This is a genomic window from [Clostridium] citroniae WAL-17108, assembly GCF_000233455.1.
Lineage (GTDB): Bacteria > Bacillota > Clostridia > Lachnospirales > Lachnospiraceae > Enterocloster > Enterocloster citroniae.
This window is the reverse complement of the sequence record NZ_JH376426.1, coordinates 306,622-329,657: the sequence shown is the minus strand read 5'-3', so window position 1 is coordinate 329,657 and position 23,036 is coordinate 306,622. Positions and strand designations below refer to the sequence as shown.

The following is a 23,036-nucleotide window of genomic DNA, read 5'->3' as shown; positions in this document are numbered from 1 at the left end:
GAGGCTGGAAACAGCCTGATAGATGGGGAACATCAAAGGGACTGGCGACAACTTCACCGCCGGGACGTAGGATAGCCACGGTGCTCTTTCGTTTGGAAACATCAATACCTACTGCGTTCATGCTCATAAAAATGTCACTCCTTTATCTTAGGTAGCAATTGGTCAATACCAGTTTTACTCATTGCCCATTCAATCTACTGTGGTGTGACACGAACGCATTCCAAAGGACGGCTCAACCTGCATAAAACGAATGCTGCGAATGAAGAGCTGGTTAGCAGACTTATTTACGGGCGCAAAGCCCAAGGAGGAATCCGCTATACCGATTGCTCTTACATTCTAACAGCTTAAGCAACAAGATGGATAATTCCTTACTGGATGTAAGGGATATTAACCATAAATATATTGTAGTAGGAGGAGAAGTTATGAAAAAGAAAATGTTGAACTGTGCCATTACAGCAGCAGTGCTGGCCTTAACCCTTACAGGATGCGGCGGACAAAAAAGCACGGACGCGCCCGCGTCCTCTGAAAAGACACAGACAGCGGCATCCGGGGAAACCAAGGATTCCCTGACCATTGCGCTGACCAATGAACCCACAACCCTGGATCCACAGCTGGCAGCAGACTCCATCGGAGGCATGATCATCCTCAACCTTCATGATCCGCTGGTGCGCAGGGACGCGGAGGGCAACGTGGTGCCAGGACTGGCGGACTCATGGGATGTGGCGGAGGACGGTTTGTCCATCACCTTCCATCTGCATGAGGGCGTGAAGTTCCAGGACGGTTCCGCCCTGACAGCGGAGGACGTGGCGTTTTCCCTGAACAGGGCCATTGACAAGCCCCAGTCTGAGCTGTACACATCCTTTATGGACAGCGCAGAGGTTGTGGACGAAAACACGGTAAAAGTGAATTTAAAGTATAAGGAGCTGGCAGCGCTCCAGTATCTGACCCAGACTAACAGCGCCATTGTATCAAAGGCATATGTGGAATCTGTGGGTGATGAGAACTACGCTGCAAAGCCAAGCGGAAGCGGTCCATACAAGCTGGTGGAATGGCAGAAGGGAAGCAAGATCATCCTGGAGTCCAACGAGGACTACTATAAGGGTGCGCCGGCCATCAAACACATTGAACTGCGTGTGCTCAAGGAAGCCACCACTGCCATGGTTGCCCTGGAGAGCGGGGATGTGGATCTGGTGCACAATATAGGAGGGCTGGATGTAATGACCGTACAGTCCAACGATAAACTGGGATACCAGGAGACCAACGGCACATCAATCTGGAATCTTGCATTTAATGTAAACGCAGAGCCTTTTAATGACGTAAAGGTGAGAAAAGCCCTGGCTATGTCTGTAAAGCGCGATGATATCATAGCAGGCGCAATGGACGGCGCAGGAATGCCGGCAGAGATCATTCTCACTGACCAGACCACTCCCAACCCGGGCGCGGATACCATTGATACGCCCAAGTATGACCCGGAAGGCGCCAAGGCCCTCCTGGCAGAGGCAGGATATCCCAATGGATTTAAGACCACTATCTCTGTGAGGGAAGATTACACCAAGAAGATCGCCAGCATTGTACAGAGCGAGTGGAAAGAGATCGGCGTGGATGCCGAGATCCAGGTTATGGAACGCGCAGCACTGCTGTCTGATATCAAGGCCGGAAAGCTGGGATGCTATACGGTTGGGAATGTAAGCATGACCCTGGATTCCACCTTCCTTCTGGGAACATTGTCAACTGACAATATCCCGGATTCCAACATGACATTCTACTCCAATCCCGAGTATGACAAACTGGTGGAACAGCAGGCCAATACAGATGACCCGGATCAGCGTTTGGATCTGATCAGGCAGGCTTTGGACATAGAGGCAGAGGACGTGCCCAGGATCAACCTGTTCTATATGGTGTCCAATATTGCCTACAACAAGGATTTAAACTGCAAGGTATGCCCTGCCATGGAAAGCTACAACTGGTCTGAATTTTCCTGGAATTAAACAGAAACCCGGAATGGTCTCAGCAACCATTTTGGACCTTTTATCAGATGCCTGTATTCCTCTGAGGAGTATGGGCATCTTTTTCTGCGCAGGATGGACCCCGGCTGCATTTTGCCGCGAAGGTTGAATCCCGGCTGCATTTTGGGTATACTGAGGGTAATGTCCCATAAAAAAATTATATGAAAATTTGTCTTTGTCTGTAACGAATCCGGGGGCCGTGACACTAATTAACAGAAGGAGGAAATACATATATGGATTCCATGGAAGAAATCTATTTAAAGCACGGAAAAATGATATATGGTTTTCTCTTGACCCGGACACAGGATCCTGATCTGGCGGAGGAGCTGACCCAGGAGACATTTTACCAGGCGGTAAAGAATATTGGTACCTACAAAGGGAAAAGCAGCGTATCCACCTGGCTTTGCGGCATTGCCAGGAACCTGTGGTATGAGCATTTGCGGAAGCAGAAAAAGCATGTGCCCCTGGAGGAGGCAGCAGAGATACCTGTGGATTCTGCTGAAAAGCAGATGTTCCATTCCTGGGACAGCATCCAGATCCTGAGGCTGGTGCATGGGCTGGAGAATCCCATGCGGGAGGTGATGTATCTCAGGCTGGTGGGAAACCTTACATTCGGTCAGATTGGGGAGATTATGGAGAAAAGTGAGAACTGGGCAAGGGTGACCTATTACCGCGGAAAAGAGCGGGTAATGAAGGAGGCGGAAAAATTATGAACCATAAGATACCATGTGAAGTCATAAGGGATTTGCTGCCTTTGTATGCGGATGGGCTGACCAGTGAGGCAAGCGGGCAGGAGATCAGGGAACACCTGGAGCAATGCGGGGAGTGCAGGGAAATGTACCAGCGCATGAAAAAGGATGTGGAAGGAGAAGGCCGGTCCGCCAAGGAGGAGGGGCAGATCGATTACCTGAAAAAGGTAAGGAGGAGAAACGTAAGGAGTGTGCTGGCAGGAGCCGCGGCCGTATTCCTCCTCACTGTCTCTGTGCTGTTTGTAAAACTGTTTATCATTGGGCTTCCTGCGGATTCCTACATGATCACTTACACCAATGTTAATCATGATCGGGTGCAGGTTGGAGGCGTATTCTATAATTCGGCCTCTGTATACAGCCGCTATAAGGTGGTCTCAGGGGCGGACGGAAAGGATAGGCTGGTAATCTATGCATGCCTGGCATCCCCATGGAACAGGAGCGGGTCCTTTAACCTGGATTTAAAGCTTCCCCAGCCGGGCAGGCAGATGGATATCAACGGCATCACTGTGAAGGGGGACGGTACGGTTGTGAGCCGCCTTGCCAATGATCTGTACGCGGCCAGGAATCCCTATGTGGGGAACATGTCGGCCAATGGAAAACTCGCCGGGCTTCTGGGCATAGGAAAGGAGCTGGGAAGCTTTAAAAATGAGCTTCAGACAACAAAAGAGCCCTATGGATGGACCATGAAGTTTGAGGACAGCACATCCAATTCCGCTGTGATGGAAGAAAAGATGCGGGCATATTCCTGTGTGCTCATAGCCCTGACCGGGAATCTGGGGCAGGTTGACTGGACGTACACCGTGGAACTGGAAAGCGGACCCGCCAAGCGCTGCGGCACCATCACGGAGAAGGAGTGTTCCCAGTACGCCGGCGCGCCTGTTAAGTCCTTTGGAGACAGCCCTGAGAAGGTGCAGGAACTTCTGGACCTGATGGGGATCGGGGAGTGAGTGAACAGGCCGGAGGGGGATTTAACGGCCGAATCCGCACAAAAGGCTTGAATAAAAATTAGCAATACTATATAATAATATTATTATAGATGTTGCGGAGGCCGAAATGACAGAAAAGGCAAAGAAGATAACGCTGGATGATATTGCAGCGGAGACAAAGCTTTCAAAGTTTTCAGTGTCGCGGGCAATAGCCGGTAAAAGCGGTGTAAGCAAGGAGACCAGGAAACAGGTGCTGGATGCCTGTGAGCGTTTGGGTTATGTGAGAAAGAAGGCGCAGAACAGCGGTAAAAAGTATGTTTTATTCATTATACCTAAATATGATGCCCAGGATACGGGGTTTTGGATGAAGGTGATGCTGGGGGTGGAGAATGCTCTGGCCCTTATCGGATATTCCCTGCATTTAAAGGTTACATCCGATGTGGAGGACAGCCTGGTGGAGCAGGAGGCGGAGGAAGCGGCAGGGATACTGTTTGCAGGATACAAGAGCCTGTCTTTTGTGGAAAAGGCAGCGGTTTATGACCGGCCTATGATGATCCTGACATACCCTCCCTATAACTTATTTCCCTATGACACCATGCATTTTGCGGACCGGGAGGGCGCCTTCTGCCTGTGCGAACGTCTGATCCGGATGGGCCATACGAGGATCGGCTATTACGGTTCCCTGGAACGGCCGTCCATGAAAAAACGGTTTGACGGAGTCAAGGAGGCAGCTGCCCAGTACGGGGTGGTAATATCCAATATCTGGGATAAAGAAAACTACTTTGAATCCAGTGACCTGGTGCATGAGCTGCAGGATCTAAAAAACAATGGAAGCCTGCCGTCCCTCATTATATGCAGCACGGATACATATGCCCAGTCGCTGATATTCCTGCTGAATAAAATGGGGATTGAAGTGCCTGAGGATGTGTCAGTGACCGGATTTAATAATGATCTGGATGATCATCTTCCCATTCCTCTGACCAGCGTTGGTTTTAACAAAAGAGAGTATGGCAGACTGGTGGTCCATTATCTTATGGACAGGATTGAGAACCCCGGGCTGGCTGTGAGAAGGATTTCCATTGTTCCGCAGCTGGTGCTGGGAGCGACCACAAAGGCAGTTGACTGAGCCGGCTATATCAAGCCCCCTTATCGATCGTAAGAGATTGGTAAGGGGGCTTTTTTGTTAGTCTAACAACTGGAACCTAACATAGATAAAATTAGGTTGTATATTAAATTGACATAGGTTGATTATGATGCTAATATTATTGTATAAAAATAAAAAATTAGCTAATTTTTCCCTGCGAGGAGAGGTGCTTTATGGCAAAAATTCCTTTGTTGGAAATAAAAGGATTAAGGAAGTCATTTAACGGAGTCGAAGTCCTTCACTCAGTGGATTTGACACTGGAGAAAGGAAAAGTAACTGCATTAGTCGGAGAGAATGGAGCGGGAAAATCAACCTTGATGAAGATTCTTATGGGAGAGTACCATGCGGATGCCGGTGAGGTCTTTCTGGAGGGGGAGAAGGTGGTGTTTTCCAATCCCCACCAGGCATTGTCAAGGGGAATATCCATGATCTTTCAGGAAATGTCCCCGTTTCCGGAACTTACGGTGGCGGAGAACATGTACGTGGGGCGGGAGCCCCACAAATTTATCTTTATCAGAAAAAAGGAACAGCGGAAAATGGCGGAAGCCCTGCTGGAACGGCTGGGGATCCATTTAGACCTGGACCGCAAGGTAAAGGACCTTACGGTTTCGGAAATGCAGCTGTTGGAAATAGCCAAAGCCATCTCATATAATTCCAAGATTGTGATCATGGACGAGCCCACCTCGGCGCTGACCGACTCGGAGGTCAGGATTTTATTTGCCACCATCTCAAACCTGAAAAAACATGGTGTGGCAATGGTGTATATTACCCATAAGCTGGATGAACTGGTACAGGTTGCGGACACGGTCTGTGTACTGCGGGACGGCAATATCATCAGTTCCCGCCCGATCCATGAAGTGGAGCAGAATGTCATGATCAGTGAAATGGTGGGGAGGAAGATAGAAAACATATATCCCAGGGTGGAAAAGCAGATCGGGGATGTTGTTTTTGAAGTAAGGGGGCTGGAACGCAGGGGAGAATTCCACGATATAAGCTTTACCATCCGCAAGGGTGAGATACTTGGGCTGGCCGGCATGGTGGGGGCGGGGAGAACCGAGGTAGTGTCCTCCATATTTGGGATCAATCCTTATACAAAGGGAAAAGTCCTGTTAAATGGAGAGGAAATCCATATCAGGTGTCCGCAGGATGCCATGAGATATCATTTCGCATTCATACCTGAGGACCGTGCACGTGACGGACTGAATCTTGTGGGGTCTATCCGATCCAATATGTGCCTGACCATCTTAAAGGGAGTCAGCCGATGCAGGGGGATATTTCCGGATAGTAAGGGGGAACGGGATTGTACGGCAAGGATGATCGAGCAGATGAATATTAAGTCCAACAGCCAGGAACAGCCGGTCAATTCCCTGTCGGGAGGGAACCAACAGAAGATCGTGGTTGCAAAATGGCTTTTGACACAGCCTGATATTGTGTTTTTGGATGAACCCACAAGGGGAATCGATGTGGGAGCTAAATTTGAGATCTATCAGCTGATCCAGGAACTGGCAAAGGAGGGGAAGGCGGTTCTGATGATATCATCGGAGATGCCGGAACTCCTGGGCATGTGTGACAGGATCGTGGTTCTTAAGGAGGGGCGCCTTGCTGGGGAGCTGCTTGCGCAGGATGCCACACAGGAAAATATTATGGCCGCCATTGTAAAAGAATAATGTCTGAGGAGCGGGGTTATGTTGAAATCGAAAGATAAGAAGCCGGATATTAAAAAAATTGTTTCAAAAATGGGAATTGTGTTTGTGTTGATCGCACTGATCATACTATGGTCCAGTCTGTCCCAGTCCTTTTTCACTGTAAATAATCTGCTTTTGATCATTAAGCAGGTCAGCTTATACAGTATCCTGTGTGTGGGAATGACCATTGTGCTGGTCACAGGGGGAATCGACCTTTCCATTGGATCTATTGTAGCGCTGTCCGCGGTATTTGCAGCCCGCTATTGCTCGGGTGATCATCTTAATATGCCCCTGTATATACCTATTATAATCGCCGTTTTGATCGGTACTGCATGCGGGGTCATCAACGGACTGGGAGTTGCCTATGCAAAGATTCCCCCGTTTATCATGACCATGTGCATGATGCTTGCGGCCAGAGGAGCTGCTTATGTGTACACCAACGCAAAGGCGATCTTTAATCTCAATGAAAGGTTTGTCAATATATCAAACGGTTTTTTGGGAAGGACCTATAATGCGGACGGGATCATAGATAATTATGGAATCCCCTACATGGTTTTTTATTTTGCAGGAGCTGTGATCATCGGAGTATTGATCCTTCATTTTACCACATATGGGCGTAGGATTTATGCGTTGGGAGGCAATAAATCCGCGGCAAGGTACTCGGGTATCAACACGCAGCTCATAGAATGCTCCGCCTATGCGATCAGCGGACTGTGCGCCGGAATCTGCGGCTTTCTGATGGCAAGCCGTATTTCCTCAGGCAATGCCAATTCCGCCAGCGGCTATGAGATGACCGTTATCTCCGCCGCAGTGATCGGAGGCGTTTCACTTTCCGGAGGAGTAGGCACCATGTACGGGGCAATGGTGGGCGTGCTGATCGTGGGTGTTATCAGCAACGGAATGGATATCCTGGGAATTAACACATACTTTCAGCAGATTCTGCAGGCAGTCATCATATTCGTTGCCGTATATATTGATGTGCGTGTAAATGGAAAAAAGAAATAAAAAGCAAAGTGTACTCTGGAAGATTCCAGAAGTACACCCAAAATAAAAGGAGGAAAAAGATGAAAAAATTATTAGCAGTGGCAATGGCGGCAACTATGGTGCTTGGCCTGGCGGGGTGTGGTCAGAAGAATGAACCGGCTCCTGCAGCGCAGGCATCAACTGCAAAGGAGACATCAGAGGAAAAGGTTACAAAACCAGAGGAAACCACAGCAGGTGAATCAGCTCAAACGGAAAAAAGCGATGGAAGCCTGGGAAAAATCTTGTTTCTTCAGACACACAACAACAATTCCTTTATGTCATATATGGGGGAGGTCTTTGTGGAGGTTGCCAACGAAAACGGATTTGAGTGTGATCACCTTACCGCTGATTCCGATGAGGCAAAGCAGCTGTCCCAGATCGAGCAGGGAATTGCCAGCAAGGAATATGTGGGCATTGTGTGCGACTGTACAGGTGAGGGCGTGACCCTGGGATTTAAAGAGGCCAAGGAAGCCGGTATGTTTGTTATGACGTTACATGAAGGAGTGGAAGATAATACATATGTTGACTGTGTAGTGGCCTGCAGCCTGGCCCAGACCGGATATGAAGCCATCAGCCTGGAAGTAAAAGAACTGGGAGAAGCTTTTAACCTGGCAATTGTAAACGGCTCGGAAGGACATGGCGCAACCGTGGCGATCCGCAAGGGGTATGACAAGGCACTGGCAGAGTATCCCAATATCAATGTGGTGTTTGACGGAGCAGGCAACTGGAACGCAGAGGATGCCATGGCATTGACAGAAACCTGGTTTTCATCAGGGACCAAGATTGATGGCGTGGTGTGTATGAATGATGGTATGGCTACTGGTGTACGGCAGGTTATGAAAGACAACGGAGTGCTTGGAACCCTGCCCATTTATTCAAATGACTGTGAGCTGGATACGCTGGATGCGATCGAAGCAGGTGAACAGAGAGGTTCCTTTGATATGAACGCGCAGTCACAGTGTGAGGCGGCAGTGGAGGCAATGAAGACCCTGGTAACAGGCGGAACATTGAAGGAAAAGGAAATCTATGTGGATCCGCTGCTGGTAACAAAGGAAAACCTTCAGGAATACCGCGAGAGCCATGGCGGGAATTATTAATACCAAATAGGACAAACAGCATGAAAAAGACGATCTTGATGTTGGGGACATTTGACTCCAAGGGAAAGGAATTTGATTATCTGTACCGGGAACTTGAGAGAAGGGGAGCGGACATAATTGCCATGGATGTGGGTATATTTGAACCTGTGGGTTCGTTCCCTGTCCGGATAGCGGCGCAGGAGGTAGCTCTTGCAGGGGGTGTGCCCCTGGAAGAACTGAGGAAAAAGGGGGACCGCGGCTGGGCCATGAAGATCATGTGCCTTGGCGCCCGTAAGATCGCGGTGGGATTGGAGGCGGAACATTCCATCCAGGGTGTGATCGGTATGGGGGGAGGCGGAGGAACATCCATTGCAGCCACAGCCATGCAGGGCCTTCCATTGGGGTTCCCCAAGGTGTGTATTACTACACTGGCGTCAGGGGATACAAGGGAGTATGTGGGTACCAAGGACATTGTGCTGTTCCCGTCCATTGTGGATATCTGCGGGCTGAACCGTTTTTCCAGGATGATCATATCAAGGGCAGCCGGAGCGGTCTGGGGGATGATGCAGTATGATTTTATACCGGATGGGAACGATAAACCCATTATCTGTGTTTCTATGTTTGGAAATACCACTGCCTGTGTGGAAAAATGTGCTGCCCGTTTGGAAGAAGCCGGGTATGCGCCCATCATCTTCCATGCCACGGGCAGCGGCGGGCGTTCCATGGAGGAACTGATTATGGGCGGGCACTGCGCCGCATGTCTGGATATCACCACCACGGAATGGGCGGATGAGATCTGCCATGGAATTCTGTCCGCAGGGCCCCAGCGTCTGGATGGCCCAGCAGCTGCCGGGATTCCCCATGTGATCGCTCCGGGATGTCTTGACATGGTCAATTTCGGATGCCGGGACACTGTCCCTGAAACATACATAAAAGCAAAACGCATATTTTATGAGTGGAATCCTATGGTAACCCTTATGAGAACCGATAAAAAGGAAAATGCGGCCCTGGGGAAAATACTTGCGGAAAAGGCCAATAAGTCTGACTCCCCTGTTGCCTTTATCCTTCCTCTGAAAGGTGTATCCATACTGGACGGAGAGGGGGAGGCGTTTTGCGATTGGGAAGCAGACCGGGTTTTGTTTGATGCGATCCAACGCAGTGTACATAAAGACATTCCTGTTGTTAAGGTGGATGCCAATATCAATGATGATTTGTTCGCTGAGCAGGCAGTTAAGCTGCTGCTTAAGATCATGGATCATAATAAAACTGATTAAGGAAAGGAAGTAAAATAGTATGATAATTAGACGAGAGGAAATACTTCGCAGGCTTCGCCGAAATATCAGTGAAGGGCGCCCCATTATTGGCACAGGGGCAGGTACGGGAATCAGCGCCAAATTTGAGGAGGCAGGAGGAACGGATTTAATTATCGTATATAACTCCGGGCGGTACCGCATGGCGGGCAGGGGGTCAAGCGCCGGATTGCTGGCTTATGGGGACGCCAACCAGATTGTAATGGACATGGCGGGGGAGATACTTCCAGTGGTTAAAGACACACCGGTCCTGGCGGGAGTTAATGGAACGGACCCGTTTAAGGATATGACCTGCTTCTTGAAAAAAGTACGGGATGTGGGTTATTCAGGGGTCCAAAATTTCCCCACAGTAGGCTTGTTTGAGGGAAGGATGAGACAGACCTTTGAGGAGACTGGGATGAGCTACAACCTAGAGGTAGAAATGATTCGTATTGCCCACGAAATGGATTTATTTACAACGCCATATGCATTTAACCCTGATGAGGCGGTCAGGATGGCAAAGGCCGGTGCGGATGTGATCGTAGCACACTGCGGCTGTACGGTGGGCGGCTCCATTGGGGCCGAGTCCATTATGGATCTGGATATTGCGGTAAAGACCGTACAGGAAATACATGATGCTGCAACATCTGAGCGCAGCGATGTCATAGTCCTCTGTCATGGAGGGCCGATTTCCAGTCCTGAGGATGCCAAATATGTCCTGACCCATACAAAGGGGGTCCATGGCTTTTACGGCGCGTCCAGTGCGGAGCGCCTGCCGGTGGAAGTGGCCATCAAGGGACATATTGAGAAGTTTAAAGAGATTACTTTTTGATTGAAAACCGGTTAACCGGACAGAGGAGGCGCTTTGCCCTTAAAAGGGAAAGCGCCTCTTTTTGTGGAGGAAGGCTGCCGCCTTACAATTTTATGAATAAATTTGCAGTGTTACATAAAACGGGGTATAATCCTTTGGAAATGAGATACTATACAGTGATGATCCCGAGAACCGTTTGAAGGGACATGGACAAAGGAGAAAGAAAATGAGGAGAGAAGTTGCAGTTTTACTTACAGCGGTGTGCATGCTTTTTACAGCGTGCTCACCTTCAACGGCCGGCGGGGACAGATTGGCCCGGACCACAGAGCAGGATCAGGCAAATGACACCGCCGCAGCAAATAACACGGAGGAACCGTCCGCTGAGAACCGGGCCGATGCCGCGGCGGCTGATGTCCTCTGAGGGTACGATCCGGGTGGAGACCATTAACAATGGCGGGGAGTGCAGTGTCCTCTATCCGGGGGAGCCGGGAGTACAGCCGGAATGACCGGGATGGAATAATATTAAGTCTTCCTGAATAATAACGAAATATTTATCAGTTTATTTGAAAAAATAAAGATAGTATGGTATATTGGACAAAGAAAAATAGAGCGAATGAGGTATGGGCACTGCTCATAGCGAAGGAGGAAAAATGAAAGGGATTATACTCGCCGGAGGAAGCGGGACACGTTTGTATCCTCTGACCAAGGTAACCTCGAAGCAGCTGCTTCCAATTTATGATAAACCAATGATCTATTATCCGCTGTCAGTTCTTATGAATGCAGGGATCAGGGATATCCTGATCATCTCCACTCCGGATGATACACCGCGTTTTGAGGCGCTGCTGGGGGACGGGCATCAGTTTGGCATTCGTTTGTGCTATGCGGTGCAGCCCAGCCCGGACGGACTGGCTCAGGCATTTATCATCGGGGAAGAGTTTATTGGCAGCGATTCTGTGGCCATGGTACTTGGGGACAATATTTTCCATGGACAGGGGCTTACAAAGCGACTGCGTGCGGCCGCGGCTAAAGAGACAGGGGCAACTGTGTTCGGTTATTATGTGGACGACCCTGAGCGGTTTGGCATTGTGGAGTTTGACAAGGACGGAAAGGCTGTGTCCATTGAGGAGAAACCCGCCCGGCCAAAATCCAATTACTGTGTGACCGGCCTTTATTTTTATGACAACCGGGTGGTGGAGTATGCCAGGAACTTAAAGCCTTCAGCCAGAGGTGAGCTGGAGATCACGGACCTGAACCGCATTTACCTGGAAAACGGAGAGCTGGATGTGATCCTGCTGGGCCAGGGCTTTACCTGGCTGGATACGGGAACCCATGAATCCCTGGTGGAGGCCACCAATTTTGTGAAGACAGTGGAAACCCACCAGCACCGCAAGATCGCCTGTCTGGAGGAGATCGGATATCTCAGGGGCTGGATCACCAGGGAACAGGTAATGGAAACCTATGAGGTCCTTAAAAAGAATCAGTATGGAAAATATTTAAAGGATGTTCTGGATGGCAAATATGTGGATAAGATCCATCCCCAGGATATCTAAAGGGACGGACGATCCAAAGCGTTCGCAACAAGGAGGAAGCATAAGATGAAGATCATCGTAACCGGCGGTGCCGGTTTTATTGGAAGTAACTTTGTACACCATATGGTGAACCGGTACCCGGATTACCAGATCATCAACCTGGACCTGCTGACTTATGCAGGTAATCTGGAGAACTTAAAGCCGGTAGAGGACAAGCCTAACTACAAGTTTGTAAAGGGTGATATTGCCGACAGGAGGTTTATCTTTGACCTGTTTGAAAAGGAAAAGCCGGATGTGATCGTTAACTTTGCGGCGGAAAGCCATGTGGACCGCTCCATTACGGATCCCGAGAGCTTTGTAAGGACCAATGTTATGGGAACCACCACACTGTTGGACGCATGCCGCACCTATGGCATTAAGCGTTACCACCAGGTGTCCACTGATGAGGTGTACGGCGACCTGCCTTTGGACAGGCCCGACCTTTTCTTTACCGAGGAAACGCCTCTTCACACATCCAGTCCCTATTCCTCATCCAAGGCCGGTGCCGACCTGTTTGTGCTGGCTTACCACAGGACCTACGGACTGCCGGTGACTGTTTCGCGATGCTCCAATAACTACGGCCCTTATCATTTTCCCGAAAAGCTGATCCCTCTTATTATCAGCCGTGCCCTGGCGGATGAGGAGCTTCCGGTATACGGCACCGGCGAGAATGTAAGGGACTGGCTTCATGTGGCGGACCACTGTGAGGCCATAGACCTTGTGATCCATAAGGGACGGGAAGGTGAAGTATATAATATCGGCGGACATAATGAGCGCACCAACCTGGAAGTGGTCAAGACCATACTGAGGGCTCTGGACAAACCGGATAGCCTGATCAAGTTTGTCACGGACCGTCCTGGACATGACATGCGTTATGCTATTGACCCAACTAAGATCGAGACAGAGCTGGGCTGGAAGCCGAACTATAATTTCGATACAGGAATTGATCAGACCATAAAATGGTATCTTGAGAACCAGGAATGGTGGAAGAATATTTTAAGCGGTGAGTACAGCAATTATTTTGATAAGATGTACGGCAGCCGCCTGTAAAGCTGTGCAGAACTGTGTAAAACTACGCAGAACCGTGCAGAAACTGTATTGTTGGAATAGTTACCAATATAGTTGAATGTTGTGGATGTGGCTGACGGAGGACATGAACGCCCGGGAAAGATTTCCCAAAGGGCGTACCGGTTTTCTGCCAGCCTTTATTAAGAACGGAGGGAATTGTATTATGAAAGTTCTTGTAACAGGTGTAAAAGGGCAGCTGGGATATGATGTGATGAACGAACTGGCTTCACGGGGGATTGAAGGCATTGGCGTGGACGTGGAGGAGATGGATATCACTGACAAGAAAGCCTGTGAAACCGTGATTTCCGATGTAAAACCAGACGCAGTTATCCACTGCGCAGCATATACTGCAGTAGATGCTGCTGAAGATAACCTGGAACTGTGCCGCAGGGTCAACGCTGAGGGGACCCGCAATATCGCCAAGGTTTGCAAGGCACTGGACATCAAGATGATGTATATCAGCACGGATTATGTGTTTAACGGGGGCGGTGAGCGCCCGTGGGAGCCGGATGACCACAGGGAACCGCTCAATGTCTATGGCCTGACCAAGTACGAGGGTGAGATCAGCGTGGAGCAGAACGTGTCCAAATACTTTATTGTGAGGATCGCCTGGGTATTTGGGGTTAACGGTAAGAATTTCATTAAGACAATGCTGCGCCTGGGGAAAGAAAAGGGTGCGGTAAGCGTGGTGGACGATCAGGTGGGTTCCCCTACCTATACCTATGATCTGGCCCGCCTTCTGGTGGATATGATACAGACAGACCGCTATGGCCGTTATCATGCCACCAATGAAGGGCTGTGCAGCTGGTATGAATTTGCCTGCGAGATCTTCCGTCAGGCCGGTATGGACCGGGTGAAGGTGACGCCCGTGGACTCGTCCGGATTCCCGGCCAAGGCAAAGCGCCCTCAGAACAGCCGTATGAGCAAGGAAAAACTGACGGAAAATGGATTTGACAGGCTGCCGGCCTGGCAGGATGCCCTGGGCCGTTACCTGGAGACTTTAAAAGAGAATGGTATGATGTAGTACCGTAATTTATATAAGACAGTGCCGGGGGAATATGACAGCAGCCAAAAAAGAGACAGGGAGGAATTAAGAATCAATGGGTAAATATTTTGGTACGGACGGTTTCCGCGGGGAAGCCAATGTGGATTTGACAGTGGAACATGCCTACAAAGTGGGCCGTTTTCTTGGATGGTATTATGGACAGAAGACTCCGGATGAGAGATGCCGGGTCGTCATCGGAAAGGATACCAGACGAAGCAGTTATATGTTTGAGTATTCCCTGGTTGCAGGCCTTACGGCTTCCGGCGCAGATGTGTATCTGCTCCATGTGACCACAACCCCCAGCGTGTCCTATGTGGTGCGCACCGAAGGTTTTAACTGCGGCATTATGATCTCCGCCAGCCACAATCCATTTTATGACAACGGTATAAAAGTTATCAATGAAAAGGGTGAAAAGCTGGAGGAATCAGTAATCCTGGAAATCGAAAAATATCTGGACGGGGAGATGGGCGAGATCCCTCTGGCCAGGAAGGAAAATATTGGCCGCACCGTGGATTTTGCCGCAGGCCGCAACCGCTATATCGGCTACCTGATCTCCATTGCCACCCGTTCCTTTAAGAATATGAAGGTGGCCCTGGACTGTGCCAACGGCAGCGCCTCCGCCATTGCTAAGAATGTATTTGATGCATTGGGCGCAGAGACCCACGTGATGAACAATGAGCCCAACGGCCTGAATATAAACACGGACTGCGGTTCCACCCACATCCAGTATCTCCAGAAGTTTGTGACAGACAACAAATGCGACCTGGGATTTGCCTATGACGGTGACGCGGACAGATGCATTGCAGTGGATGCCATGGGAAATGTGGTGGACGGCGATGTGATCATGTACATCTGCGGTAAGTATATGAAAGAGCAGGGAACCTTGTTTGACAATACGGTGGTCACCACCATTATGTCCAATTTCGGCCTTTATAAGGCATTTGAAAGGGAAGGCATCTCCTATGTGAAGACAGCTGTGGGCGACAAGTATGTGTATGAAAACATGGCGGCTACAGGCAACTGCCTGGGCGGAGAGCAGTCCGGACATATCATTTTCAGCAAACATGCCACCACAGGTGACGGGATCCTTACATCTCTGAAGGTGATGGAGGTAGTGCTGGAGAAAAAGCAGCCTCTGGATAAGCTGGCGTCAGAGGTTGAGATCTATCCTCAGGTACTTAAAAACGTGCGTGTAAAGGATAAAAAGGAGGCCCAGGATGACGGGGCTGTCCAGGCAGAGGTTGCCAGGGTGGCTGAAAGTCTGGGCACTGACGGCAGGATCCTTCTGCGCCAGTCCGGTACGGAACCGGTGGTGCGCGTTATGGTGGAGGCCCCGGCTCTGGATCTATGTGAAAAATATGTGGACCAGGTCATTGACGTGATGAAGGGCCAGGGACATTGTGTGTAAGGATACGGACTTGATATGGGCTGTGGCAGTCTGCTGTTTTAGCGCGGGCTGCGGCAGCCTTTTTAAGCCCAACTCCCTGAATATGGTGGAAAACAGCATCTATTTATAAAACAGAGGAATGAAAGGTATAACTATTGAGAATAGCAGAGAAATGTATCTGTATTGTCAGATATTTTGAAATATGCTATAATAAGTTAACGTTGCGAAAAAGAACAGCGATTTTAAAAGTAAAGGAATGATGTGAAGTGGGGCTGAATCAGTAAGAGTAGTACTGTTCATCGTCCGCCGTTACGGTGTAATTGAGCGACTGCCCGGTACGGGCTGAGGAAGAATACCGTAGGATTGGCATGCTGCAATTAAACTGATGAACAGAATGGAGGAAATGTTATGTTAAATTATAAGAGATATAAGAGAGTCCCTGTTGTAGAGTTTCCGGAGCGCACCTGGCCGGGCAAGGAGATTATGAAGGCGCCGGTATGGTGCAGTGTTGACCTGAGGGACGGAAACCAGGCCCTGGTAGAGCCCATGGTGGTGGAAGAGAAGGTGGAGATGTTTAATCTTCTTGTGAAACTGGGCTTTAAGGAGATCGAAGTGGGCTTTCCCGCTGCTTCGCAGATAGAATATGACTTTTTACGCACACTGGTTGAGCGCAAGCTGATCCCGGATGATGTGCAGATACAGGTTCTTGTACAGTGCCGTGAACACCTGATCAAGAGGACGTTTGAGGCATTGGATGGAATTAAGAAGGCGATCGTACATATTTATAATTCCACCTCCACCTTACAGAGGGATGTGGTATTCCACAAGGACAGGGAAGACATAAAGGATATTGCTGTGATCGGCACCAAGATGGTCCAGCGGTATGCGGCTGAGTGCGACACCCAGATCCGCCTGGAGTATTCTCCTGAGAGCTTTACTGGCACGGAACTGGAATTTGCCCTTGATATCTGTACGGCTGTTCAGGAAACCTGGGGCGCCACCAAGGAGAATCCCATTATCATCAATCTTCCGTCCACGGTTGAGATGACAACTCCCAATGTGTATGCGGACCAGATCGAATGGATGAATACACATTTTAAGAACAGGGAAAGCATTATCTTAAGCGTACATCCCCATAATGACCGCGGAGAGGGTGTTGCGTCCACGGAACTTGCCCTTTTGGCAGGAGCGGACCGTGTGGAAGGAACTCTGTTCGGTAACGGAGAGCGTACCGGTAATGTAGATATCCTGACTGTTGCCTATAATATGTTTTCACAGGGCATTAACCCTGAACTTAATATTGAGAATATCCGTGAGATCGCAGAGATCTATGAGCGCTGTACCAAGATGGATATTCCGCCCAGACATCCCTATGCGGGCAAGCTGGTGTTTACTGCATTTTCCGGTTCCCATCAGGATGCCATCAACAAGGGCATGCAGGCTCTTCACGAGAGGAACGGGGAGTACTGGGAGGTGCCTTACCTTCCCATCGATCCCAGCGATATCGGCAGGGAGTACGAGCCCATTGTACGAATCAACAGCCAGTCCGGCAAGGGCGGCGTAGCTTTTGTAATGGATACCTTCTATGGCTTCAAGCTTCCAAAGGGAATGCACAAGGAGTTTGCGGATGTGATCCAGAAGATTTCCGAGCAGCAGGGTGAGGTTGCGCCTGAGCAGATCATGGAGGAATTCAATAAAAGTTATCTGGATCGCAAGGAACCAATGCATTTCAGGAAATGCCGTATTACAGATACAGAGACAGGGGATGGCGAGTTTGCAACACTGGCTAAGGTCACCTATATGGATCATGGTATTGAGAAGACCTTTGAGGGCGTTGGAAACGGACCCATCGATGCGGTTCAAAGAGGTATGGAGGATGCCCTTGGCATCCAGATCAAGGTTTTGGACTACAGCGAGCATGCACTGGCATCCGGTTCCGGGGCAGAGGCTGCTTCCTATATCCATCTGGTAGACCAGACCACTGGCAAGGCCACTTATGGCGTTGGCATCAGTTCCAATATCACAAGGGCCTCCATCCGCGGTATATTCAGCGCCGTGAACAGATTATTCTATTAAATACAGGACCAGCTACAGGATCAGACATAGGAATTGAGGTCAGGGGACCGGTATCTCCCAGGGGAGGCCGGCCCTCTTTTTTGTAATTTTCCTTTTCATACAGGGTAATTGCTGGTACAATAATAAAATCAGCTAAATTTGGAATACGAACATAGAATAGGAGACTCACAGCAGATGAACGGAATCAAACTAGTAAAACACGGGGCATTGTCAGTCCGGGAGATGGCATTTTGCGGTTTATTTACAGCGCTGATCGCAACCGGGGCATTTATACAGATCAACATACCGGTGCAGCCCTTTCCCATGCATTTCACCCTGCAGTTTTTCTTTGTGCTGCTGGCGGGATTCCTTTTAGGTCCGCGGCTGGGTACCCTCAGTGTCTGTATCTATCTGGCAGTGGGTCTGGTGGGGGTTCCCATCTTTGCCGCAGGAGGAGGCCCGGCCTATCTGGTCCGGCCCACATTCGGATTCCTCCTGGGATTTGCCTTTGCCTGTTATGTGACGGGCAGTATTGCCAGGCTTTCCCAGCGGACAACCGTAAGATGGTATCTGTTTTCCGCTTTCTGGGGCATGATCGTCATGTATTTGTCCGGAATGTTTTATTTTTATTTTATCAGCAATTTTGTCATCCATATGCCTGTAACCTGGAAGCTGGTGTTTATCAACTGTTTCCTGCTGACCGTGGGCGGTGATTTCATATTATGCGTCATGGCAGCAGTGCTGGCAAGGCGGCTTAAGCCCATTGTCCGGATGTTTGACTGACCGGCGAAAGATGGGACAAAAAGGGGGAAACATTAAAATGCTGCCACAGGCGGGATATAAACCGCTTATGGCAGCATTTTTGCGTGGTATTTTTGCATGGTACACCAGACGGTGTACGTTCCGGTTGTTATAAGGCTCCAATCCTGGCGGGATTAAGGCCCGCCGGACTGCCTCCCGGGTCAGGAGGCAGGTTTGGCACTGGGTGAGGAGGCAGGCTTGGCACCGGATTGTTTGAATTCCAGGTTGTCAAAGGAGAAGGCAGCGCACACGCCGGAGCTGTCCTCCATATAATCCATGGACACCCTGTCCCCTGGCTGGGTCAATGCCAGTTCATTGCTGAGTTCATAGGATACGGTGAAAATGTGGTCCTTTTGCTCTTCCAGGATCACCTTGTAGGTGATGGTGTCGTCAATGGTCTCGCTGGCGATCCGCAGCACGGTTCCCTTGATGGCGGATGTGGCCTGACCTGTGGAAATGTTGCTGTTGGCAGTGCCCTGGACCTGACGGAAATTGCGCAGAGCGCTGTCAATGGTCTCTCCGGTACCCACATTGGTGTAGTTGGAAACAGACACAAATGCATACTGCTTGATCAGGCCCGCATTGTCCTTAAGGGTCATAAAATAGGTGGGCTGTCCGTCCATATTGATGATCATGGGGAAGGAGGCTCTGTATCCGTACTGCTGAACCTTGCCCTCGGCTGAACTCTGGGCAGCCATCTCCGTGGCGCCGCTCATCTGGTAAATATTAGATTCCTTTGTGACCATATCCACCAGGATAAAACCGATGGCGGACTCATCGGAGCCCACACTGGTAAGACCCGTAAACAGGTAACAGCGGGAGCCGTTGTAAATGATGATATCACCCTGGCTGGGGCGGAATTTATCCTGGTTGGAGAAGTTGAAGATGCCATGGACATACATACCCTGGTTCTGTATCTGCTCCATCACAAAGCGTTCAGGCTGCACGCGGTCTACCCATTCCGGCAGACTGTCAATGGTGTAATGGGTTGTCTCACCTGTGGTGGCATTGACTGTCAGCACTCCGGTGGCCTCGGGCAGATTAAAGAGCCAGCGGTTTTTATAAGTGGAAATGACCCAGTAGGGCACGCCGTTATCGTCCAGCTCAAAGGAGTAGTCCGTCAGCCCTTTAAAAAGTCCGCCTCCAAATAAGCGCACATGACGATTCAAGTCATCCAGGATATAGGCGTTTGCCTGGTACTTGATCTTGTGGTCCGTTACCAGGGTGACATCGCTGACATCACTGGCCGATACCACAATGTATCCCGCAGAGCCGTCCATGTTCTTAAGCCATTTAAAGAAGCCGGAGTGCTCCAGGGGAACCACCCATACCAGCTTGTCATTCACCTTCTGGATCACAGGGGTGCCCAGCACCACCTGGCTGCCCAGTCCCGGGTTCTCACCCACCTTTTTGTCAGCCAGTTCCTTGGCCAGACTCTTGTCCACAATGGGGAGCTGGTTTAAGGCCAGGGGCTGGACCGTGTCCGTAAATTCCGACACCACCGGTGTTCCCAGCTGGTCGCGGTATGCCTTGTAGTTAAACAGGGGCATGGATAGCACGGTCGCTGCAAAATACAGGACCCACAAAATGGCCAGCAGGACAAAACCTGTCTTGTAGCCTTTTACGCTTTTGTCAAGGGTTATCTGGGGACGGTAAAATTCATTGCTGGTAACGCGCAGGCTTCCAAGGGCCACAAAGAAATTCAGCACCACATAACAGCTGATGATAAAGCACCAGGAAAATGCACCGTCAGGGTACAGGGGGTTTAAGTTTGGACCCTGGAAGATGATCAGCGCCGCAAAGACGAGGGTCAGAACCAGGTTCAGTAAAAACTGAGTCTTTTTTTTCATGTGTTTCCTCCATAATTTTAACGACTTTTTAACAAAGGTCTTACTATTGATTATATAACATGCTGGAATAATTACAAGGGGGAATGGATGGTATGTAGTGCAAAGCCATACCGGATGACCATAAAAAATGCTTTGCAAACCTGCCGGTCAGTGATAAGATGTTATAAAAAGTAAGCAGCAGGAGGGCCCGTAAGGCTTGAGAAGGACAATAGAGACACCACATAAATATAAGATGATATTCAGTGATATTGACGGCACATTATTAGACAGCAGCCATCAGGTGCCGGAGGAGACCCGGCAGGAGATCCTTAAACTGGAGCGGGAGGGAGTCCCGTTTATCCTTGTTTCAGCCAGGATGCCGGATGCCATGACCACCATACAGGACCAGATTGGAAACAGGGCTCCCATGGTGTGCTACAGCGGAGCGCTGATCCGGGATGAAAGGGGTGAAAACCTGTACAGCTGTCAGATGGACCTGGGTGTGGCTATGGAAATCAAGGAACTGTTGGACAGGGAGTATCCACGGATCTGCTGCAATACCTACGGGGGCAGCAGATGGGTGGTGGATGATGATAAAAATCCCTGGGTGATGAAGGAGGAAGCCATCACCGGCCGCAAAGCGGAGCGCGGCGATATGAAGGTTGTATTTACAGCAGACCAGGGGATCCATAAGTTCCTGCTCATGGGAGACCATGAGGAGATAGAACGGCTGGAGGGATGCCTTAAGAGAAAATATCCCCGGCTTTCCATTGCCACCTCCTCACCTGTGTATATGGAAGTGATGGACGGAAAGGTAAAAAAATCAGAGGGGGTGCGATTTCTGTGCAGCTATTTCGGGGTAGGGATGGATGAGGTGATTGCCCTGGGGGACGGATGCAATGACATGGACATGCTTCAGGCTGTGCACAACAGCTATGCCATGGCCAATGCGTGTGAAGAGGTGAAGCGAAGCGCCGCCCATGTAACCCTGGACAATGACCGCCAGGGGCTGCTGGCGGTTCTAAAGGAGAATTTCAGATGAAATTAAGTTCCAATGCCCTCAAATGGATCGCCATGGCTGCAATGCTGACCGACCACATAGGCCTAGTGCTGTTTGAGTATCTGTACGTATATAAAGGCCCCCTTCTGGGGTACTGCACCCTGCTGCAGACGCCCTGGGAGAATGTGGTGGGTATTGTTGGATATACCATGCGGGTGGTGGGAAGAATCTCATTTCCGCTGTACTGCTTTTTGCTCACAGAGGGATTCCTCCACACCCGCAGCTGGAGAAAATACTGGCTGAGGCTGATGGCCTTTGCCCTGATTTCAGAGATTCCCTTTTCACTGGCTGTATTTGACATGTGGGTCGGTTCCGTAAGGAATGTGTTCTTTGAGCTGGCCACCGGTATCCTGATGCTCCAGGGCTTTAGAATGGCACAGCGGTATTATGACCTGAGAAGGAATGTCTGGATGCTGCTTGTGTTTTGCGCAGCCAGCGCAGCAGCCTGGCTGGGACAAATGGATTATGGGGTGGAAGGGATGGTCCTGATCGCAGTTTTCTATTTCCTGAGAGAACACAGGACAGCCCGGGCGGGTGCGGGCGGACTGGTCGCATTCACAGGCAGCTGGGAAAGCTGCTTTGGGTCAGGAGCCCTGTCAGCGGTTTTTCTGCTGCTTTATAGCGGGGAAAAGGGCGGACAGGGAAATAAATATCTGTTTTATTGTTTTTATCCCCTGCACCTGCTGGTGCTGTTCCTGATCCGCAGGTACGCACTGGGGATCATGTGAAACACCCCGCGCAGGAGTGTTTCAAAGTAAGAAACCCTAATATGGGACAGAGAGGTTATCATGGCTAAAACAAAATATGACCATATTTATACACAGCTGAGAAACAGGATCGAAAGCGGAACCTATCCTTATCAGGACCTGCTTGCATCGGAGCACACCCTTATAAAGGAGTTTGACTGTTCCAGGAACACGGTGCGCCGGGCCATAGGCCGGCTGGCGGATGAGGGATATGTGCAGAGCATCCACGGAAAAGGGGTGCAGGTGATCTATCAGCCCCAGGAGCAGTCTGAATTCTTCCTGAGCAATATTGAGAGCATGAAGGAGGCTGTGGCCAGGAACAAAAAGTCCTATACCACCCAGGTGGTATGCTTTGCAGAACTGACTGTGGATGAGAAGATACAGGTGCGGACCACATTTCCATTGGGGGAACAGATCTACTATATCCAGAGAGTGCGTTACATTGACGGGGAAGCCCTGATCATTGACCATAACTATTTCCTGAAATGCGTGGTGAAGTCCCTGACCCCGGAGATTGCACAAAAGTCCATCTATGAATACATGGAACAGGAGCTGGGGGAGAGTATTGTCACCACAAAAAGAAAGATGACAGTGGAGCGGATGAACCAGATTGATGAAAAGTATCTGGACATGAAAGGGTATAACTGTATGGCCGTGGTCAGCAGCATGACTTACAATGCCCAGGGCATAATGTTTGAATTTACCCAGTCGCGCCACAGGCCGGACCGGTTTGTGTTCTATGATCTGGCTCATAGGGCGAAGTGAAAA

Annotated in this window: 20 protein-coding genes; 19 read left to right on the top strand and 1 reads right to left on the bottom strand. The window is 49.9% G+C overall.

The window, feature by feature from the left end:
* Positions 1-422: 422 nt before the first annotated feature.
* The 16 genes from HMPREF9469_RS21815 to HMPREF9469_RS21735 all read left to right on the top strand — a co-directional run bounded on the left by HMPREF9469_RS21815 (position 423) and on the right by HMPREF9469_RS21735 (position 18,615).
* A complete protein-coding gene (locus HMPREF9469_RS21815; protein WP_007866889.1) occupies positions 423-1,988 on the top strand; it encodes an ABC transporter substrate-binding protein in 1,566 nt (521 codons plus the stop codon).
* A 251-nt stretch (positions 1,989-2,239) separates the two neighbouring features.
* Entirely contained in the window at positions 2,240-2,719 is a 480-nt protein-coding gene (locus HMPREF9469_RS21810) for an RNA polymerase sigma factor (protein ID WP_007866888.1), read from the top strand.
* Entirely contained in the window at positions 2,716-3,702 is a 987-nt protein-coding gene (locus tag HMPREF9469_RS21805) for a zf-HC2 domain-containing protein (protein ID WP_007866886.1), read from the top strand. The genes HMPREF9469_RS21810 and HMPREF9469_RS21805 overlap by 4 nt, the downstream gene beginning before the upstream one ends.
* Positions 3,703-3,808: 106 nt before the next feature.
* Entirely contained in the window at positions 3,809-4,807 is a 999-nt protein-coding gene (locus HMPREF9469_RS21800; protein WP_007866884.1) for a LacI family DNA-binding transcriptional regulator, read from the top strand.
* 191 nt (positions 4,808-4,998) lie between these two features.
* Positions 4,999-6,492 (top strand): sugar ABC transporter ATP-binding protein, encoded by a 1,494-nt coding sequence (locus HMPREF9469_RS21795; RefSeq protein WP_007866881.1) that lies wholly within the window; start codon positions 4,999-5,001, stop codon positions 6,490-6,492.
* Between the two features lie 18 nt (positions 6,493-6,510).
* On the top strand, positions 6,511-7,515 hold the full coding sequence (locus tag HMPREF9469_RS21790; RefSeq protein WP_007866878.1) for an ABC transporter permease: 1,005 nt from the start codon (positions 6,511-6,513) through the stop codon (positions 7,513-7,515).
* A 59-nt stretch (positions 7,516-7,574) separates the two neighbouring features.
* Positions 7,575-8,630: a sugar ABC transporter substrate-binding protein gene (locus HMPREF9469_RS21785; protein ID WP_007866876.1), complete on the top strand. Its 1,056-nt coding sequence runs from the start codon at positions 7,575-7,577 to the stop codon at positions 8,628-8,630.
* 20 nt (positions 8,631-8,650) lie between these two features.
* Positions 8,651-9,883 (top strand): Tm-1-like ATP-binding domain-containing protein, encoded by a 1,233-nt coding sequence (locus HMPREF9469_RS21780; RefSeq protein ID WP_007866872.1) that lies wholly within the window; start codon positions 8,651-8,653, stop codon positions 9,881-9,883.
* Between the two features lie 19 nt (positions 9,884-9,902).
* Positions 9,903-10,730, top strand: a complete 828-nt coding sequence (locus tag HMPREF9469_RS21775) for a phosphoenolpyruvate hydrolase family protein (protein WP_007866869.1) — start codon at positions 9,903-9,905, stop codon at positions 10,728-10,730.
* A 205-nt stretch (positions 10,731-10,935) separates the two neighbouring features.
* The gene (locus HMPREF9469_RS21765; protein ID WP_007866867.1) at positions 10,936-11,130 is read left to right on the top strand and encodes a hypothetical protein; all 195 of its coding nucleotides are present in this window, start codon (positions 10,936-10,938) and stop codon (positions 11,128-11,130) included.
* 229 nt (positions 11,131-11,359) lie between these two features.
* Positions 11,360-12,259 carry a glucose-1-phosphate thymidylyltransferase RfbA gene (rfbA, locus tag HMPREF9469_RS21760; RefSeq protein ID WP_007866864.1) on the top strand — a complete coding sequence of 300 codons (900 nt, stop codon included), beginning with the start codon at positions 11,360-11,362 and terminating at the stop codon, positions 12,257-12,259.
* 45 nt (positions 12,260-12,304) lie between these two features.
* Positions 12,305-13,327 carry a dTDP-glucose 4,6-dehydratase gene (gene rfbB / locus HMPREF9469_RS21755; protein WP_007866861.1) on the top strand — a complete coding sequence of 341 codons (1,023 nt, stop codon included), beginning with the start codon at positions 12,305-12,307 and terminating at the stop codon, positions 13,325-13,327.
* A 181-nt stretch (positions 13,328-13,508) separates the two neighbouring features.
* Positions 13,509-14,369 carry a dTDP-4-dehydrorhamnose reductase gene (gene rfbD / locus HMPREF9469_RS21750; protein ID WP_007866859.1) on the top strand — a complete coding sequence of 287 codons (861 nt, stop codon included), beginning with the start codon at positions 13,509-13,511 and terminating at the stop codon, positions 14,367-14,369.
* 76 nt (positions 14,370-14,445) lie between these two features.
* Positions 14,446-15,798, top strand: a complete 1,353-nt coding sequence (gene glmM, locus HMPREF9469_RS21745) for a phosphoglucosamine mutase (protein WP_007866856.1) — start codon at positions 14,446-14,448, stop codon at positions 15,796-15,798.
* Between the two features lie 387 nt (positions 15,799-16,185).
* The gene (leuA, locus tag HMPREF9469_RS21740; protein ID WP_007866851.1) at positions 16,186-17,853 is read left to right on the top strand and encodes a 2-isopropylmalate synthase; all 1,668 of its coding nucleotides are present in this window, start codon (positions 16,186-16,188) and stop codon (positions 17,851-17,853) included.
* Positions 17,854-18,027: 174 nt separating this feature from the next.
* The gene (locus HMPREF9469_RS21735; RefSeq protein ID WP_007866849.1) at positions 18,028-18,615 is read left to right on the top strand and encodes a biotin transporter BioY; all 588 of its coding nucleotides are present in this window, start codon (positions 18,028-18,030) and stop codon (positions 18,613-18,615) included.
* Between the two features lie 179 nt (positions 18,616-18,794).
* Here HMPREF9469_RS21735 and HMPREF9469_RS21730 read toward each other — a convergent pair whose 3' ends face one another.
* Positions 18,795-20,483, bottom strand: a complete 1,689-nt coding sequence (locus HMPREF9469_RS21730; protein WP_007866846.1) for a hypothetical protein — start codon at positions 20,481-20,483, stop codon at positions 18,795-18,797.
* 196 nt (positions 20,484-20,679) lie between these two features.
* Here HMPREF9469_RS21730 and HMPREF9469_RS21725 point away from each other — a divergent pair, with 196 nt between their 5' ends.
* The 3 genes from HMPREF9469_RS21725 to treR are packed head-to-tail and all read left to right on the top strand — an operon-like array spanning position 20,680 to position 23,033.
* The gene (locus HMPREF9469_RS21725; protein WP_007866843.1) at positions 20,680-21,504 is read left to right on the top strand and encodes an HAD family hydrolase; all 825 of its coding nucleotides are present in this window, start codon (positions 20,680-20,682) and stop codon (positions 21,502-21,504) included.
* Entirely contained in the window at positions 21,501-22,250 is a 750-nt protein-coding gene (locus HMPREF9469_RS21720) for a TraX family protein (protein WP_007866841.1), read from the top strand. The genes HMPREF9469_RS21725 and HMPREF9469_RS21720 overlap by 4 nt, the downstream gene beginning before the upstream one ends.
* 60 nt (positions 22,251-22,310) lie before the next feature.
* Entirely contained in the window at positions 22,311-23,033 is a 723-nt protein-coding gene (gene treR, locus HMPREF9469_RS21715) for a trehalose operon repressor (protein WP_007866838.1), read from the top strand.
* Positions 23,034-23,036: the final 3 nt, after the last annotated feature.